Below are 17,082 nucleotides of genomic sequence, written 5' to 3' on the forward strand. Positions count from 1 at the left end.
GTGGCTGGGTAGCTCAGTTGGTACGAGCGATCGCCTGAAAAGCGATAGGTCGCCGGTTCGATCCCGGCCCCAGCCACCAGGCCCGTAAGGGCAGAAGCCCCCTCCCGAGGTTCTCGGCAGGGGGCTTTCTCATGCGCCCGTTTCGGCGGTGCCTGTGCTGGCCGATGCGGTCTGTCCGGCCGGTACGCCCGTCTCGGGCTCTTCCGTACGAGTACGGGCACGGGCACGGGTGCCGGCACGAGTACGAGTACGAGCCGGATCGCCCGCGTCCCGGGCGCGGAGGCGGCGTACCAGCGGGACCGCGGCCGTCACCAGCACCACCGCGGCCAGCAGTGCCCAGTCCGGTACGGCCGCGCCGACCCCGCGGGCCCAGCGCTCGGCCTCGAAGGACTGGTCGACCGAGAGCAGCCCGGGCAGCGCGGTCGTCCCGTCGAAGACCAGGAAGACCGTGCCGAGGGTGATGAAGAAGAGCCCCGAGAGCAGCGTGGTCGTGTGCAGTTCGAAGCGGCCGGCGCGGAAGGCACGGCCGCGCAGCCAGGAACGCCGGCCGAGGCCGAACCGTTCCCAGAGCAGAGCGAGCACGAACAGCGGTACGGCCATGCCCAGCGCGTACACCGCCAGCAGCAGCCCGCCGTACAACGGGCTGCCGCCCAGCGCCGCCACCGTCAGCACACTGCCGAGGATCGGGCCCGCGCAGAAGCCCGCGAGCCCGTAGACCAGGCCGAGCGCGTACACGGACAGCACGGTCGTGGGCCGGATCCGCCCCGACAGCTCGGTGATACGGCGCCAGACGAAGCCGCGGCCGAGGATCTGGGCGAGCCCGAGCGCGATGATCAGCCAGCCGCCGAGGGCGACCAGCAGATCGCGGTGGCCGTAGAAGAGCCGCCCGGCGAAGGAGCCCGCGGCGCCCAGCGGGACGAGAGTGGTGGCGAGCCCCGCGTAGAAGATGCCGGTACGGGCGAGGAGGCGGCCCGTGGAGTCGATGGAGTACGCGAAGAAGGCGGGCAGGAGCAGGGCGCTGCACGGGCTGAGCAGGGCGAGCAGGCCGCCGAGCAGCGCGACCGGATAGCCGATGTCGGTCGTCACCGGTCGCCCTCGGCGCCTTTGCCGCCTTTACTGCCCTTCCCGTCTTCGCTGCCCTCGCTGTCCTTCTTCTCAGTGCCGCTCCTGGATGGCTCGGCGTTCGCGGACGCGGAGGTGGACGCGGAGGTCGTGGGCCCTGTGGTGGCGGTGGCGGACCCGGTCTTCGGCGGCACGATCCTGGCGGGGTCGCTCGTCACGGGCCGCACGGGACCGTTCTTCTCCGCGTCCTTCTTCGCCGCCTCGATCGCCCGGGTGAAGGTCTCCGTCGGCTGCGCGCCCGCGATGGGGCGGCCGTTGACGAGGAAGGACGGGGTGGAGGTGGCGCCGAGGCCGTACGCCTCCGCCTGGTCCTTCCGCACGGCGGCCTCGGCGGCGTCGCTCTCGCGGTCGTCCCGGAACCGGTTGATGTCCTTCACCCCGGCCGTACGGGCGAGATCGTCGAGCCGGTCGGCGCTGAAACCCTTCTCCTTGGACCCCTGTGCGTACGCGGCGGCGTGGAACTGCCAGAAGCGGCCCTGCCGTCCGGCGGCCCAGGAGGCGCGGGCGGCGGACTCGGACTCGTTGCCGAAGATGGGGAAGTTGCGCCATTCGATACGGAGGGTGCCGTCGCCGACGTACTTCTTGACGAGCGCGGGCTCGCTGTCGCGGGCGAACTTCCCGCAGTAGCCGCACTTGAAGTCGGCGTACTCGACCATGACGACGGGTGCGTCCGGGCGGCCGACGGCGAGCCGGTCGGTGGCGTCGCGGCGGGCGAGTTTGACCAGCTCGGGATAGACCCCGGGGCGCGGCTCGGCGGAGACCTCGGCGACCGTACTGGCCCCGGACGAGGCGCGGGAGGAGGGCTCGGGCTTGGTGGCGGTGTACGAGACGACCCCGAGCAGCACGGCGGCGGCCACCACTCCCCCGCCGACGGCGACGGCCTGCCGAGAGGGCCGCGGCCACCCGGAGGGCGGGGGCGGGGAGGCGGGAGCGGGAGGAGCGGGAGGTCCCGCCGGAGCCGGGGCGGGGGCAGGAGCGGGAGGGGCAGAGGGAGCGGGAGCGGGAGCGGCGGGCGCCGGGGCCGGAGTAGCAGGCGCCGGAGACTTCGAAAGGGACGGCCCCGGCTTGGACAGCGACGGCCCCGACTTGATGAGCGACGGGCCGGACTTGGACAGCGACGGACCGGGCTTCGGCGCCGGAGACGGCTTGGGCGAAGGCGAAGGCGAAGGAGCCGGCTTCGGCTCGGGTGAAGCCTTCGGTGAGGCCGGGACGGACGGCTTGACCACAGGCGACTCAGGCGACTCGGGCGGCTGGGCTGGCTTGGGCGAAAGCGGCTGGGGCGGCTCGGGTGGCCCGGGCGGCTTCGGAGACGACGGGTAGGGCTTGGGCCCAGGAGACGCGGAAGGCTTTGGCGAAGCCGACGGCGGCACCGGCTTGGGCGGAGCGGAAGGCTTGGGCGGAGTCGGCGGCGCGGGTTTGGGCGACGAGGAGGAGGGCTCGGGCTTGGGCGGCCCTGAGGACTCCGGCTCAGGCGACAGCTCGGGCGACGGTGACGGTGACGGTGACGGCTCAGGCGGCACAGACGACGGCGCGGGAGGCGAGGGCTTCGGCGCGGGGGACGGGGTGTCAGACATGGGCGGACGACTCTCCGTAACACAGGGGGCAGAAGGGATGAAAGGTACGGACCGGCACTGAGTCCATCCCTATACCCGCGGTACGGAAAGCTCGACCGGTGCGGTATGGCGGTATGTCCTTCGTACCGTAAGGGCAGACCCCCGCAAATCCGTCAATATGACCGCCCGACCCGCCGCCCCCGTACCCCCGGCGCAGCACCGCGCACCCCCGCCCGTACCGCCGCCCGCAACCACCCCACACCCCCAGCCGCGTCCCCCACCCGCACCCCCGGCGAAATGGGTTCGCCACCCCCGAGCCGCGGGTGAGATCCTTGGCTCGGTATGTCTACTTCCTTCGCCGACCTCCAGACCCTGCTGGCCGATGTCTCGCTGCGCGACGCGCAGCGGCTCGGCCGCCGTCTCGAAGGCGCCCGGCGCATCCGTAAGCCCGAGGCACGGCAGGCCGTGCTGGACGAGATCGCAGGCGAGGCCGGGAAGGCCGCCGAGCGGATGCGGCTGCGCGCGGCGCGCGTGCCGGCCGTCACGTACCCCGAGCAGCTCCCCGTCAGCCAGAAGAAGGACACAATCCTGGAGGCGATACGCGACCACCAGGTCGTGATCGTCGCGGGCGAGACCGGGTCGGGCAAGACGACCCAGATCCCCAAGATCTGTCTGGAGCTGGGCCGTGGCGTCCGGGGCATGGTCGGGCACACCCAGCCGCGCAGGATCGCCGCCCGTACGGTCGCCGAGCGGGTCGCCGAGGAGCTGCGGACCCCGCTGGGCGAGGCGGTCGGCTGGAAGGTCCGGTTCACGGACCAGGTCGACCAGGACGCCACTTTCGTCAAGCTGATGACCGACGGCATCCTGCTCGCCGAGATCCAGACGGACCGAGAGCTGCGCGCGTACGACACGATCATCATCGACGAGGCCCATGAGCGCAGCCTCAATATCGACTTCCTGCTCGGCTATCTCGCCCAGCTCCTGCCCAGACGCCCGGATCTCAAGGTCGTCATCACCTCGGCGACCATCGACCCGGAGCGCTTCTCCCGCCACTTCGGCGACGCGCCGATCGTGGAGGTCTCGGGCCGTACGTACCCGGTCGAGGTCCGCTACCGCCCACTGCTGGAGGAGGACGGCGAGGAGGGCGACCGCGACCAGATCACCGCGATCTCCGAGGCCGTCGACGAACTCCGGTCGGCGGGCCCCGGCGACGTCCTGGTCTTCCTCTCCGGCGAGCGCGAGATCCGCGATACGGCGGACGCCCTGGAGAAACGCAAGCTGCGCGGTACGGAGGTCCTCCCCCTGTACGCGCGGCTCTCCCACGCCGAGCAGCACCGGGTCTTCCAGCGTCCCTCAGCGGGCGTGACCCACCGGATCGTGCTGGCGACGAATGTCGCCGAGACCTCGCTGACCGTGCCCGGCATCAAGTACGTGATCGACCCGGGCACCGCCCGTATCTCCCGCTACAGCCACCGCACCAAGGTCCAGCGCCTGCCGATCGAGCGGATCTCGCAGGCCAGCGCCAACCAGCGCAAGGGCCGCTGTGGCCGTACGTCCGACGGCATCTGCGTACGGCTCTACTCCGAGGACGACTTCGAGTCCCGCCCGGAGTTCACCGACGCCGAGATCCTCCGTACGAATCTGGCCTCCGTCATCCTCCAGATGACCGCGGCCGGCCTCGGCGACATCGAGAAGTTCCCGTTCATCGATCCGCCGGACCACCGCAATATCCGCGACGGTGTGCAGCTTCTCCAGGAACTGGGCGCGTTCGACGCCGCGCTGAGCGCGCAGAAGGACCCGAAGAAGAGGCTCACCCCGCTCGGCCGCAAGCTCTCCCAGCTCCCCGTCGACCCGCGCCTCGCCCGGATGGTCATCGAGGCCGACCGCAACGGCTGTGTACGGGAAGTCATGGTCATCGCGGCCGCGCTCTCCATCCAGGACCCGCGCGAGCGCCCCGCCGAGAAGCAGACGCAGGCCGACCAGCAGCACGCCCGCTTCAAGGACGAGACCTCGGACTTCCTGGCGTACCTGAATCTCTGGCGGTACATCAGGGAGCAGCAGAAGACACTCTCCTCGTCCGCCTTCCGCCGGATGTGCAAGTCGGAGTATCTGAACTTCCTGCGGATCCGGGAGTGGCAGGACATCTACTCCCAGCTCCGTACGGTCGCCCGGCAGATGGGCATCCATCTCAATGAGGAGGACGCCGCCGACCAGGCCGTCCATGTCTCGCTGCTGGCGGGGCTGCTGTCCCACATCGGGATGAAGGACGTGAAGGAGGGCGCGAAGAATGAGTATCTCGGCGCGCGCAGCGCCAAGTTCGCGGTCTTCCCGGGCTCCTCGCTCTTCAAGAAGCCGCCGCGCTTCATCATGTCCGCCGAACTGGTGGAGACCTCCCGGCTCTGGGCGCGCGTCAACGCGAAGATCGAGCCGGAGTGGATCGAACCCCTCGCCGGCCATTTGCTCAAGCGCACATACAGCGAGCCGCACTGGGAGAAGGACGCGGCGGCGGTGATGGCGTACGAGAAGGTGACGCTGTACGGCGTACCGATCGTGGCCCAGCGCAAGGTGAATTTCGGCCGAATCGACGCGGAGGCCTCGCGGGAGCTGTTCATCCGCCATGCCCTGGTCGAGGGCGACTGGCGCACCCACCACCAGTTCTTCCATGACAATCGCAAACTTCTCGGCGAGGTCGAGGAGCTGGAGCACCGCGCGCGCCGCCGCGACATCCTCGTGGACGACGAGACGCTGTACGACTTCTACGACCAGCGGGTGCCCGAGGACGTGGTCTCGGGCGCGCACTTCGACTCGTGGTGGAAGAAGAAGCGCCGCGACGAGCCCGAGCTGCTCGACTTCGAACGGTCGATGCTGATCAACGAGAAGGCGGGCTCGGTCACCAAGGACGACTATCCGGACACCTGGCGACAGGGGCCGCTCACGTTCCGGGTGACGTACCAGTTCGAGCCGGGCGCCGACGCGGACGGCGTGACCGTCCACGTACCGCTCCAGGTGCTCAACCAGGTCACCTCGGAGGGTTTCGACTGGCAGATCCCGGGCCTGCGCGAAGAGGTGGTCATGGAGCTGATCCGCTCCCTGCCCAAGCCGGTCCGCCGTCATTACGTGCCCGCGCCGAACTACGCGAAGGCGTTCCTGGAGCGGGCCGTACCGCTCCAGGAACCGCTTCCGGTGACGCTCGCCCGGGAACTCCAGCGGATGGTGGGGGTGCCGGTCTCGGGCGACGACTTCGATCTGTCGCGGGTGCCCGACCATCTGAAGATCACCTTCCGGATCGTCGACGAACGGCGCCGCAAGATCGCCGAGGACAAGGATCTGGAGGCGCTGCGGCTCAAGCTGCGGCCCAAGGCCCGCCAGGCCCTCTCCCAGGCCGCCGCGGCCACCGCGGAGCGCTCGGGCGGCGAGGCGATCGAACGTACGGGGCTGACGGACTGGACGATCGGCACCCTCACCCGGATCTTCGAGACCCGGCGGGCCGGCCAGCCGGTCAAGGCGTACCCGGCGCTGGTCGACCAGGGCGCGAGCGTGGCCGTACGGCTCTTCGACACGGAGGCCGAGCAGCGGCAGGCGATGTGGGCGGGCACGCGCCGGCTGATCCTGCTGAACATCCCGGTGAACCCGGCGAAGTTCGCCTCGGACCGGCTCACCAACCAGCAGAAGCTCGCGCTGTCCCGCAATCCGCACGGCTCGGTCCAGGCGCTGTTCGACGACTGCGCCATGGCCGCGGCCGACAAGCTGATCGCGGACCACGGCGGGCCCGCGTGGGACGAGGAATCGTTCCGGAAGCTGTACGACAAGGTGCGCGCCGATCTCGTCGACGCGACGGTACGGACCGTCGGCCAGGTCCAGCAGATACTCGCCGCCTGGCAGGCCTGTGAGCGCCGTCTGAAGGCCACGACCAGCCTGACCCTGATCAACAACGTCCAGGACGTCAGGGACCAGCTCGCGGCGCTCGTACCGGCCGGCTTCGTGACCCGTACGGGGCTGCGCCGGCTGCCGGACCTGATGCGGTATCTCGTCGCGGTGGACCGCAGGCTCCAGCAGATGCCGACGGCCGTCCAGCGCGACACGACACGCATGGAGAAGGTCCATGAGATGCAGGACGAGTACGCCTGGCTGCTCGAACAGCTCCCCAAGGGGCGGCCGGTGCCGCAGCAGGTCCTGGACATCCGCTGGCTGATCGAGGAGCTGCGGGTGAGCTATTTCGCGCACGCGCTGGGTACGGCGCAGCCGGTCTCGGACAAGCGCATCATGAAGGCGATCGACGCGGTGGCGCCGTGACGGCGCCGGTGCCGGAGTCGCCGCGATCGGTCAGTTCGACCGCACCCTCCGAGCTGCTGTAGAGTCTCGTTCCGCAGCCGAGGAAACAAGGCCGCGCAACCTGGTCCTGTGGAGCAGTTTGGAGTGCTCGCCACCCTGTCAAGGTGGAGGCCGCGGGTTCAAATCCCGTCAGGACCGCAGTAACGAAAGGCCCGCACCGATCGGTGCGGGCCTTTCGCATGCCCAGACCCCGGACCCCGCCGGCCCCAGGAGACCGCGCCCGCAGCGGAGCCGCAATCAGACCCAGCAAATCCCGTCAGGACCGCCGCGCGGGGCCCGTATCCGTACGGTCCCGGGCCCCCGGTTCGTACGGTGCGAGGCCCCCGGCACGCGCACCCGGCCGACTTCATCGGTTCGGGCAAGCGTCGGCGACGTGGCGGTATGGGCGCGGTAATGGCGCACCCAAATCCACGGGGCCCCGTCCTCCGTGTCTTGACGGGGTCATCCGCCGGGGGTACCCAAGCATCAGGGCCCCTTGTTCGTCCCAGCCCGGGGCCCGCACCGGGGGTGGTGTGCGGGTGTCATCGACAGCAAGACACAGGACCAGCGCGCTGCTGCGCGCCCATTTGGCGGCCGCGTCAGGCCGTCCGCACCGTACGGGCTACTGCCCGATCTGCCATCGCCTCCAGCGGCTCGCCATGGAGTCCCTGGCGGGCGACGACGGGTTCGACGGGTTCGGCGGCTTCCTCGACGACGAGTTACCTGACGATCTGGCCCCGTCCACGCCCTGACACGGGAGCGCGCGCCGATCCATCAGGTGAGACGAGCGCCCCATGCAAGGGGTATGCGGTGTGACGGGCATCACGGAACAATTTTCACGAAGGGCTGCGCTTACACCCTGCCTACAATCCACCAATTTAATATGTGCAATTGCACTTCCCGTGGAATCCCTCCGGAAACTCCCGCCCCACCGTTCACACAGCGCCCGAACGGGGCGGAACCCCCGCCTCCGAAGCCTCCGCCGGCACATAAAAAAGATCGCGCTGGACCCGGCGGAGTCCAGCGCGATCGACGACTTACCCGTGTTGCGTGGGCATGGGACCTGTTGGGGCAGGTGCCCGTCGTGTGGAGCTATGGGTCGGGACGACCGGATATGGGGGACCCGGCAGTACCCTGCAATTTGTGCCCTGTTGTGCCTGGTTTCGCTGTGTTGCGCCTAGCTTTGCCTTGCTGAGCCTTCAAAAAAAGGGCGTCAGGCCTCGCTGCGCTGCTGCGGAATACCCGCAAGCAGTGCGCGGACCTCTGCCTCGCGATACCGGCGATGCCCACCGAGCGTGCGGATGGACGTGAGCTTGCCGGCTTTTGCCCAGCGAGTGACCGTCTTCGGGTCCACGCGGAACATCGTGGCAACCTCAGCCGGGGTCAGCAGCGGCTCGGCATCAGGGGTGCGAGCGGTCATGAGCGGCCTCCTCGGGAGAACCGAACCATCTCGGTTCTTTCCTCTAAATTCTGCACCTTGACCCGCGTTGCCCGAAATGGCGGACGCGGGCCGAGTCGGTTATAGGACGAACGGCTTGTCCTCGGCACTACAACTACACCATCCGTCCAGCCACGTCGGCCAAACCGATGGAATTGCCCTCTGAGGTGTTCATCAGCGGCGGAAGCCGATGGACCATGCCATAGCGGACAGTCACGTCACAGATACGATCAGTCACAGAGCGATCAGGAGTCACCGGACCCCCCATAGAACATGCAATGCTGAGCGATCCGCCCGTACTTGGGCGGAAGGAACCCTCCCCGGACTCCTTGTCCTATTTTGACACGAGGAGGGGTGATGGGCGCAAGAGCCCCGTTAGTGCGGTCCGTCACCCTTGTTGGCAATATTCCGGATCAGAACCTCTGCACAAAGGCCTGTATTCAGGCTCCGTTCAAGCCCGGTTCAAGCCTGGTCCATACCCGTCCGACTGCCCGTTCCTGCCTCGTGCGCCCGAAACGGGCAGAGCGCCCGGTCAGTTCGCGAACAGCCGCTCGCGTACCGCTCTCCAGCGCTCCGTGAGCCGACCGTACGCCACTCCCGCGCCGTCGCCGTCCCCGTTCCGCAGCGCGGCAATCCCCGTCGCCACATCGGCGGCCGAGCGGTCCTCGGCGAGCTGCTCGCCGGACAGGGTGTGCACCAGTCCGCCGTAGTCCAGTTCGACCAGCGAGCGCGGATGGAACTCTTCCAGCCAGCGCCCCACATCCACCAGTCCGGCGATCAGCGGCCCGTCGTCCACCGTGTCCCGCAGGGTCTTCAGCGCCCGGGCCAGCCGGCGCCGCGCCTGCACCATGGGCGTCCGGTACCGCAGCACCGGCACTCCCAGGCCGCCCGGTCCTGCCGCCTCGTACTCCCGCTCGTCGTCCGAGAAGAGCGCGAACCAGCCCACCGGCACCTGCCAGACCGCCGTCCTGATCCACGGCCGCGCGTCCGGATTCCGGTCCCGCCACCGCTCGTAGTCCGCGACGGCCTGCCCGCGCACCACCGGCGGCAGCACCGCGTCCAGCAGCGGTGTCGGAAGCGACTCCGTCAGCTCCTCCAGCGCCAGCCAGCCGCGCAGCCGGGTACGCCACGGACAGACGCACACCACCCCGTCCACCACGGCCACGAACGCGTCCCCGCTCTCGTGCACCGGCACGGCGACCGGCGGGGTGGGCAGCAAGTCGGCCAGGGAGCGCCTGAGTTCGTCCTGAGCGGTGGGTGTACGGTCCCGTCTGGCGTAGCGCGTCCAGTGGTTCCTCTCGGGCTCGGGAAAGGCCGCCAGCGGCTCATAGACCCGCAGGTAGGACGCGTACGGAACGAGGACGGAAGACACCGCAGGCATGCCGCGCATCGTCCCACGCCTGTACTCCTCCAGGGGGTGATCCTGGGCACTGCGGCTGATCTGCGCCCCCGCAGGACTTACCCTCTTGGTTGCCCAGCCGGTCCCTCCCCACCCACAGGAGGGACTTCCCACCGCCGCTTCGTACTTGGGAGTCACCACCGTGACCGATCTGACCGACGGCGTCCTGCACACCCTCTTCCGCTCGGAGCAGGGGGGCCATGAGCAAGTCATGCTCTGCCAGGACCGTGCCAGCGGCCTCAAGGCCGTCATCGCCATCCACTCCACCGCCCTGGGCCCGGCCCTCGGCGGCACCCGCTTCTACCCGTACGCGTCCGAGGACGAGGCCGTCGCCGACGCGCTCAACCTCTCCCGCGGCATGTCGTACAAGAACGCGCTGGCCGGTCTCGACCACGGCGGCGGCAAGGCCGTGATCATCGGCGACCCGGAGCAGATCAAGAGCGAGGAACTGCTGCTCGCTTATGGCCGGTTCGTTGCGTCGCTGGGCGGCCGGTACGTCACGGCCTGCGATGTCGGCACGTACGTCGAGGACATGGATGTCGTGGCGCGAACCTGTGCGTGGACGACGGGCCGCTCCCCCGAGCACGGCGGCGCGGGCGACTCGTCGGTGCTGACCGCCTTCGGCGTCTTCCAGGGCATGCGGGCCAGCGCCCAGCACCGCTGGGGCGACCCGTCGCTGCGCGATCGTACGGTCGGGATCGCGGGCGTCGGAAAGGTCGGGCACCACCTGGTCGAGCACCTCCTGGAGGAGGGCGCGCACGTGGTGATCACGGATGTACGGGAGGAGTCCGTACGGCGGATCACCGACCGGCACCCGCAGGTCGCCGCGGTCGCCGACACCGACGCGCTGATCCGTACCGAAGGGCTGGACATCTACGCCCCCTGCGCGCTCGGCGGCGCCCTGAACGACGACTCGGTCCCGGTCCTCACCGCGTCCGTCGTGTGCGGGGCCGCCAACAACCAGCTCGCCCACCCGGGTGTCGAGAAGGATCTCGCCGACCGCGGAATCCTGTACGCGCCCGACTATGTGGTGAACGCCGGCGGCGTGATCCAGGTCGCCGACGAGCTGCACGGCTTTGACTTCGAGCGGTGCCGTGCGAAGGCCGCGAAGATCTTCGACACAACCCTTTCGATCTTCGCACGTGCAAAGGAAGATGGTATTCCGCCGGCCGCCGCAGCCGACCGGATCGCCGAGCACCGGATGGCGGAGGCGCGCCGCCGCTGACCGCTCGGGAGGGGCGGCGGGCCACCCGGGAGACGAGACTCACGCCGGTCGGCGGGTCGCCCCTCCAGAAGAGGTTAAAATCGGGGCTGACCAGGGAGGACGGGGCGCCTCGCTGGTCCTGCGCCGGGGCGCGTCATGCGGGCGGCGTACCGTATGGCCGCGGAAGCAGGTACCGTTGAAGCCCTACGGACGGGTCTCTCCGCGGAGAGCTCGTTCTGATTCATGAACGCGTGTCAAGACTCTGGGGCCGTCGAGCCCCGTCACCGAGGGGGTCGAGCCATGGGGCGCGGCCGGGCCAAGGCCAAGCAGACGAAGGTCGCCCGCCAGCTGAAGTACAACAGCGGCGGGACAGACCTGTCGCGTCTGGCCAACGAGCTGGGCGCGTCGACCTCGAGTCAGCCGCCGAACGGCGAGCCGTTCGAGGACGACGACGAGGAAGACGACCCGTACGCACAGTACGCGGATCTGTACAACGACGACGAGGACGAGGACGACGAGTCCGGGCCCTCGGCGCAGCGCCGCGGCGCTTGACGTCCGTATACCCAGAGCAGTACCTCAGTGGCCCGGTCCGGGGCCGTAGTCCTGGACCGGGTTCTGTGCTGCCCGTGACCGTGGCTGTCCGTAACCGCCTCGTGGCTGCTCACCCGTAACGGCTTCGTGGCTGCTCGCCGCAGCCGTGTCGTGGCTGGTCCCGGCCGGTGAACGTCGTGGCTGTTTCCCGGCTGGTGAACACGGTCGGTAGGGCGGCGGGTGATTCGGTCGGCGGTTCAGCCGGCGATTCGGTCGGCGATTCGGTCGGTAACTGTCCAGGTCAGCTCCGGTAGTCGCCGGTCAGTGCGGCGCCCGTGGTGTGCTCGCCGCGCTCCGTGATCTCCCCGGCGATCCAGGCGTCCACCCCGCGGTCGGCCAGGGTGGTGAGCGCGGCGTCGGCCGACTCCGCCGGGACGACGGCGATCATGCCGACCCCCATGTTCAGCGTCTTCTCCAGCTCCAGGCGCTCCACCCGGCCGACCGTCCCGACCAGGTCGAAGACCGGTCCCGGCGTCCAGGTCGAACGGTCCACCGTGGCGTGCAGCCCGTCCGGGATCACCCGCGCGAGATTGGCGGCCAGACCGCCGCCGGTGACATGACTGAACGCGTGCACGTCAGTCGTCCTGGTGAGCGCCAGACAGTCCAGCGAGTAGATCTTGGTGGGCTCCAGCAGCTCCTCGCCCAGCGTCCTGCCGAACTCCTCGATCTGCCGGTCCAGCGCCCACCCGGCCCGGTCGAAGAGCACATGACGGACCAGTGAGTACCCGTTCGAGTGAAGACCGGACGATGCCATGGCGATCACCGTGTCACCCGTACGGATACGATCCGCGCCCAGCAGCCGGTCCGCCTCGACCACGCCCGTACCGGCTCCGGCGACATCGAAGTCGTCCTCGCCGAGCAGTCCGGGGTGCTCGGCGGTCTCGCCGCCGACCAGTGCGCAGCCGGCCAGCACACAGCCTTCGGCGATGCCCTTGACGATGGCGGCGACCCGCTCGGGATGGACCTTGCCGACACAGATGTAGTCGGTCATGAAGAGCGGCTCGGCGCCGCAGACGACCAGGTCGTCGACGACCATGCCGACCAGGTCGTGGCCGATCGTGTCGTACACGCCCATCCGGCGGGCGAGGTCGACCTTCGTACCGACACCGTCGGTGGCGGAGGCGAGGAGGGGGCGTTCGTAGCGCTTGAGGGCGGAGGCGTCGAAGAGGCCGGCGAAGCCGCCGAGGCCGCCGAGGACCTCGGGGCGCCGGGTCTTCCTGACCCACTCCTTCATCAGCTCGACCGCGCGGTCACCGGCTTCGATGTCGACGCCCGCGGCGGCATAGCTGGCACCAGTGGTCGTCTCGGACGTCGTCTCGGACATGGCTGGGTACTTTCCTGTCGTCCTGTCGGCGTTTCGGTCGGCGTTCGGTCGGTGAGGGTCTGCGGGCGGGCGTGTTCTGCGGGCGGGGGGTACGGGCTCGGTTGTACGAGGGGATGGGATCGCCGGGTCGTCGGCGTGATGGCGGTGCGGCGGGGTTACGGGCGGCGCAGCGCGTCCGTGGCCGCGGTGGCGGCCGGTCCCGCCGACAGCTCGCTCTCCAGGAGCCGCTTGCCGAGCAGCTCGGGATCGGGAAGGTCCATCGGGTACTCGCCGTCGAAGCAGGCGCGGCAGAGATTCGGCTTGGCGATCGTGGTCGCCTCGATCATCCCGTCGAGCGAGATGTACGCGAGGGAGTCGGCCCCGATGGAGACGCCGATCTCCTCGACCTTCATCCCGTTCGCTATCAGTTCCGCACGGGTCGGGAAGTCGATGCCGAAGAAGCAGGGCCACTTCACCGGCGGGGACGAGATCCGGATGTGGACCTCGGCGGCGCCCGCCTCGCGGAGCATCTTGACCAGGGCGCGCTGGGTGTTGCCGCGGACGATCGAGTCGTCGACGACGACCAGCCGCTTGCCGCGGATGACCTCCCGCAGCGGATTCAGCTTGAGGCGGATGCCGAGCTGGCGGATGGTCTGGGACGGCTGGATGAAGGTCCGGCCGACATAGGCGTTCTTGACGAGGCCCGAGCCGTACGGAATGCCGCTCGCCTCCGCGTAGCCGATGGCGGCGGGGGTGCCCGACTCGGGAGTCGCTATGACGAGATCGGCCTCGACGGGTGCTTCCTTGGCCAGTTTCCGGCCCATTTCCACCCGGGACAGATAGACGTTCCGGCCGGCGATGTCCGTATCGGGACGGGCCAGATAGACGTACTCGAAAACACAGCCCTTGGGCTTCGCTTCCGCGAATCGCTGGGTACGGAGACCGTTCTCGTCGATGGCGATCAGCTCGCCCGGCTCGATCTCACGGACGAACGCGGCGCCGCAGATGTCGAGGGCGGCGCCCTCGGAGGCGACCACCCAGCCGCGCTCAAGACGGCCGAGGACCAGCGGGCGGATGCCCTGCGGATCACGGGCGGCGTAGAGGGTGTGCTCGTCCATGAAGACGAACGAGAAGGCGCCCTTGACCTCCGGCAGGACCCGGGCGGCGGCGTCCTCGACCGTGAGGGGCTTGCCGTCGTCGTCCGTCTGGGTGGCCAGGAGGGCCGTGACCAGGTCGGTGTCGTTGGTGGCGGCGACCCGCGTCGACCGCCCGTTCTCCTTGGGTAGATCGGCGACCATCTCGGCGAGCTGGGCGGTATTGACCAGATTGCCGTTGTGACCGAGCGCGATCGAGCCGTGGGCGGTGGCCCGGAAGGTCGGCTGGGCGTTCTCCCACACCGAGGCTCCGGTGGTGGAGTAGCGGGCGTGGCCCACCGCGATATGCCCCTGGAGGGAGCTGAGCGAGGTTTCGTCGAAGACCTGGGAGACCAGGCCCATGTCCTTGAAAACGAGGATCTGGGAACCATTGCTCACTGCGATGCCCGCGGACTCCTGTCCGCGGTGCTGCAGGGCATACAGTCCGAAATAGGTGAGCTTGGCGACCTCTTCGCCCGGGGCCCAGACTCCGAAGACGCCACAAGCGTCCTGGGGGCCCTTCTCTCCGGGGAGCAGGTCGTGGCTGAGTCGTCCATCACCACGAGGCACGCCACCGAGTGTAGGCGAGATCGACCACTGGTCCGAATTGGGGATGGGTGGGGGATGAGTGGGGGATGGGCGAGGGACGGGGTGGGGACGCGGGCCGGCTCCGCGTTCGCCCGTCGGATTACTTCGCTGTGGGGGCCGCCGCAGCGGCCAGGCCTGGGCCGTTGTCCGGGACGTCGGACTTGTTGTCGGCCTTGGTGTCGGACTTGTTGATGGTCAGGGCACGGTGGCGCAGCTCATATGTGACCTTGCCCTCCAGCACCTTCTGAATCTGGCGTTCCAGGGTCATTTCGGGCCCGGGGCAGAGCTTGCGGGTGGAGGAGAGGCGACCGAAGGTGATGGCGCCGGGCCCTGTTTCGGGCTCTGTGATCTTCGCTGTGCCACGGAAGGTGTTGCAGCCGAAGCTGCCCTCGACGGAGCCATCCTTACCGAACGTGAAGTACGCCTTGCCTTCGCTGCCCTGCGGGAGCGAGCTCGCGACGGCGCCTTCGGTGAGCGCGTTGACGGTCCACCGCGTACCCGCGAGGGGCGCGGCCGGCTCGGAGGTGAGGGCGATCGCGTCGCCCTCGGGGGTGGTGAGGGTGAGGCGCTTGTCCTTGACCTGGGCTTTCAGGGTGCCGGAGAAGGCGCCGCTCAAGGCCTTCTCGAATGCCTGAAGCTCCTCGGGACAGCCGATCAGGGTCGACTGCTGCTGCCCCACGGTGATCGTGTCGCCGTCGATGGTGACGTCCGCGCCGATGGTGTTGCAGCCGGTACGGGCGCTGGCCCGGCCCTTGGTGTCGATCTCCACGCTGGCCCCGGCGGGCGCGGCGGTCTTCTTGCCGCCGACGGTCAGGCTGTCGACGCTCCAGTGGACGCCGGTGAGGGGGAGGTCGGTCTGTACGGAACCGGATCCTGAGCCGGAGCCGGATCCTGAGCCGGAGCCGGATCCTGAGCCGGAGCCGGATCCTGAGCCGGAGCCGGATCCTGAGCCGGAGCCGGATCCTGAGCCGGAGCCGCTTGAGGAGCCGGTGCCGGACTCTGTGCCGCAGGCGGCCAGAGTGAACAGTGCGACGGTAGTGACTGCGGTGACCGCAGTGACGTTAGTGATCCTCTGCCTTTGCATACCCTTGGGACGGGGAGCTGTCTCGTACGGTTCCGTCGTCCCCAACGGGTCTACGCCGGCGCCACCGCTGGCGTCACCCCAGCGTCACCAGCGTCACCCCATGAGCGGAAGCAGATCCCCGAGGTCCGCGCGCTCCCCGCTCGCGCTGACGAGCGCCCCTTCGATCGCCTCGCGCCAGGTCGTACGGCCGGTGGCCAGCCGTACCCAGGTCAGCGGGTCGGTCTCCACGACATTGGGCGGGGTGCCACGGGTGTGCCGGGGACCTTCCACGCACTGGACCACGGCGTACGGCGGAATCCGCACCTCTGTCGACGCGCCGGGCGCCTTCGCGGCGAGGGCGTCGGCGAGCATTCGGGTGCAGGCGGCGAGGGCCTGCCGGTCGTACGGGATGTCGAGCCCGGGGACGGCCCGGTTGAGGTCGTCGGTGTGGACGATGAGCTCGACGGTCCGGGTGACCAGATAGTCCCCGAGGCTCATCGCACCGACCCGGGTGGCGAGCAGCCGGCCGTCGGACGCATCAGGCAGCAGCGCGGCGATCCGCTCGGCGGTGCGCCCGAACAGTTCGTCGGGGGGCGCGGCGGCGGCGATCGCCTTGACGTTCTCGCTGATGTCCCCGGCGAAGGCGGCGGTCACGAACGGCCACTCGGACAGTACGAGAACGGGCCCGCCGGCGCCCCGTACCTCAGGCTCTTCCAGATACCGGTTGACGGACTCGACGCCCGTGGCAAGATGCGCGGCCAGCTCGCGAACGGTCCAATCACCGAGGGCGGTCGGCAGGGCGAGCTGCTCAGGCGTAAGGACGGCAACCGCCTCACGTACGTACCCGAACTGCGCCAGCACGGCGGTCCGGATCTTGCTGGAGTCGTAGGCGCGGGGGCGCTTTTTGGGCGGGGGCATGGGGGGAGGGTAGTGGAGGGGGTGGGGGTTCATACCAAGAGGTAGTTGGGGTGGGCCGGGGCCGTTGGATGCGGGTGGGGGCCGCCCCTCCTGGTTTGAGTTTCGCGGGGTCGTGTCGGGTGTCAAGGGCGCTCCTTCGTCGCGTCGGCTTCGCCGATTGCGCTGCGCTTAACCCCTGACACCCGCCCCGCCCCCGCAAGTGCGAGTGAGTGGGAGGGGCGGCCCGGGGGAGGGGTCCCCGGAAGCGCTTGATTGTGGGGGGCGTTTCTTTGCCGGGTGCTGGCCGGTGGGTGGTCTGCGCGGCAGTGGAATGGGGCGGTGGCGGCACCGGCTTAGCGTCGGGCCGTTGGTGGGTGGTTGGGGTGCAAGCTGGTGTCTGAGACTCGTTGCCGGGTGGCACCCCTGGCCTCGGGCCCACCGCATTGCGCCTGGTCAGGGGCGTGGGGGAGGGCTGGTCAT

At 69.4% G+C, this 17,082-nt stretch carries 12 protein-coding genes and 2 tRNA genes; 6 read left to right on the forward strand and 8 right to left on the reverse strand.

The window, feature by feature from the left end:
* The first annotated feature begins 2 nt into the window (after positions 1-2).
* Positions 3-79: transfer RNA gene (locus ACFU9P_RS32805), tRNA-Phe, on the forward strand.
* Between the two features lie 50 nt (positions 80-129).
* On the opposite strand, the gene ACFU9P_RS32810 is transcribed toward ACFU9P_RS32805, so the two are convergent.
* Both ACFU9P_RS32810 and ACFU9P_RS32815 read right to left on the reverse strand, forming a co-directional pair.
* Entirely contained in the window at positions 130-1,086 is a 957-nt protein-coding gene (locus ACFU9P_RS32810) for a cytochrome c biogenesis CcdA family protein (RefSeq protein WP_384087978.1), read from the reverse strand.
* Complete coding sequence (locus ACFU9P_RS32815; RefSeq protein WP_384087981.1) at positions 1,083-1,982, reverse strand: DsbA family protein; 900 nt, start codon at positions 1,980-1,982, stop codon at positions 1,083-1,085. The genes ACFU9P_RS32810 and ACFU9P_RS32815 overlap by 4 nt, the downstream gene beginning before the upstream one ends.
* 1,035 nt (positions 1,983-3,017) lie before the next feature.
* On the opposite strand from ACFU9P_RS32815, the gene hrpA reads away from it, so the two are divergent.
* From hrpA to ACFU9P_RS32830, 3 genes are all read left to right on the forward strand, one after another.
* Positions 3,018-6,968 (forward strand): ATP-dependent RNA helicase HrpA, encoded by a 3,951-nt coding sequence (gene hrpA / locus ACFU9P_RS32820; protein WP_384087984.1) that lies wholly within the window; start codon positions 3,018-3,020, stop codon positions 6,966-6,968.
* Positions 6,969-7,070: 102 nt separating this feature from the next.
* Positions 7,071-7,145, forward strand: a tRNA-Asp gene (locus ACFU9P_RS32825).
* A gap of 380 nt (positions 7,146-7,525) precedes the next feature.
* Entirely contained in the window at positions 7,526-7,738 is a 213-nt protein-coding gene (locus ACFU9P_RS32830; protein ID WP_384087987.1) for a DUF6274 family protein, read from the forward strand.
* 461 nt (positions 7,739-8,199) lie between these two features.
* Here ACFU9P_RS32830 and bldC read toward each other — a convergent pair whose 3' ends face one another.
* Together bldC and ACFU9P_RS32840 are read right to left on the reverse strand one after the other, a co-directional pair.
* Positions 8,200-8,406 (reverse strand): developmental transcriptional regulator BldC, encoded by a 207-nt coding sequence (gene bldC, locus ACFU9P_RS32835; RefSeq protein WP_003949541.1) that lies wholly within the window; start codon positions 8,404-8,406, stop codon positions 8,200-8,202.
* A 550-nt stretch (positions 8,407-8,956) separates the two neighbouring features.
* A complete protein-coding gene (locus ACFU9P_RS32840; protein ID WP_384087990.1) occupies positions 8,957-9,805 on the reverse strand; it encodes a hypothetical protein in 849 nt (282 codons plus the stop codon).
* 160 nt (positions 9,806-9,965) lie between these two features.
* Between ACFU9P_RS32840 and ACFU9P_RS32845 the strand changes: the two genes are divergently transcribed.
* Both ACFU9P_RS32845 and ACFU9P_RS32850 read left to right on the forward strand, forming a co-directional pair.
* Positions 9,966-11,048, forward strand: coding sequence for a Leu/Phe/Val dehydrogenase (locus ACFU9P_RS32845; RefSeq protein WP_376383786.1), 1,083 nt, complete (start codon positions 9,966-9,968; stop codon positions 11,046-11,048).
* Positions 11,049-11,327: 279 nt separating this feature from the next.
* Positions 11,328-11,579 carry a DUF3073 domain-containing protein gene (locus ACFU9P_RS32850; protein ID WP_046508206.1) on the forward strand — a complete coding sequence of 84 codons (252 nt, stop codon included), beginning with the start codon at positions 11,328-11,330 and terminating at the stop codon, positions 11,577-11,579.
* A gap of 280 nt (positions 11,580-11,859) precedes the next feature.
* Here the strand turns inward: ACFU9P_RS32850 and purM are convergent, their stop codons facing one another.
* The 4 genes from purM to ACFU9P_RS32870 form a co-directional block, all read right to left on the reverse strand.
* Positions 11,860-12,942: a phosphoribosylformylglycinamidine cyclo-ligase gene (gene purM / locus ACFU9P_RS32855; RefSeq protein ID WP_376383789.1), complete on the reverse strand. Its 1,083-nt coding sequence runs from the start codon at positions 12,940-12,942 to the stop codon at positions 11,860-11,862.
* A gap of 155 nt (positions 12,943-13,097) precedes the next feature.
* Entirely contained in the window at positions 13,098-14,624 is a 1,527-nt protein-coding gene (gene purF, locus ACFU9P_RS32860) for an amidophosphoribosyltransferase (protein ID WP_384087995.1), read from the reverse strand.
* 118 nt (positions 14,625-14,742) lie between these two features.
* Positions 14,743-15,726 carry an META domain-containing protein gene (locus ACFU9P_RS32865; RefSeq protein WP_384087998.1) on the reverse strand — a complete coding sequence of 328 codons (984 nt, stop codon included), beginning with the start codon at positions 15,724-15,726 and terminating at the stop codon, positions 14,743-14,745.
* Between the two features lie 93 nt (positions 15,727-15,819).
* Positions 15,820-16,623 carry a sterol carrier family protein gene (locus ACFU9P_RS32870; RefSeq protein ID WP_384088001.1) on the reverse strand — a complete coding sequence of 268 codons (804 nt, stop codon included), beginning with the start codon at positions 16,621-16,623 and terminating at the stop codon, positions 15,820-15,822.
* Positions 16,624-17,082 lie beyond the last annotated feature (459 nt).

The organism is Streptomyces sp. NPDC057617 (genome assembly GCF_042800555.1).
Taxonomy (GTDB): Bacteria; Actinomycetota; Actinomycetes; order Streptomycetales; family Streptomycetaceae; genus Streptomyces.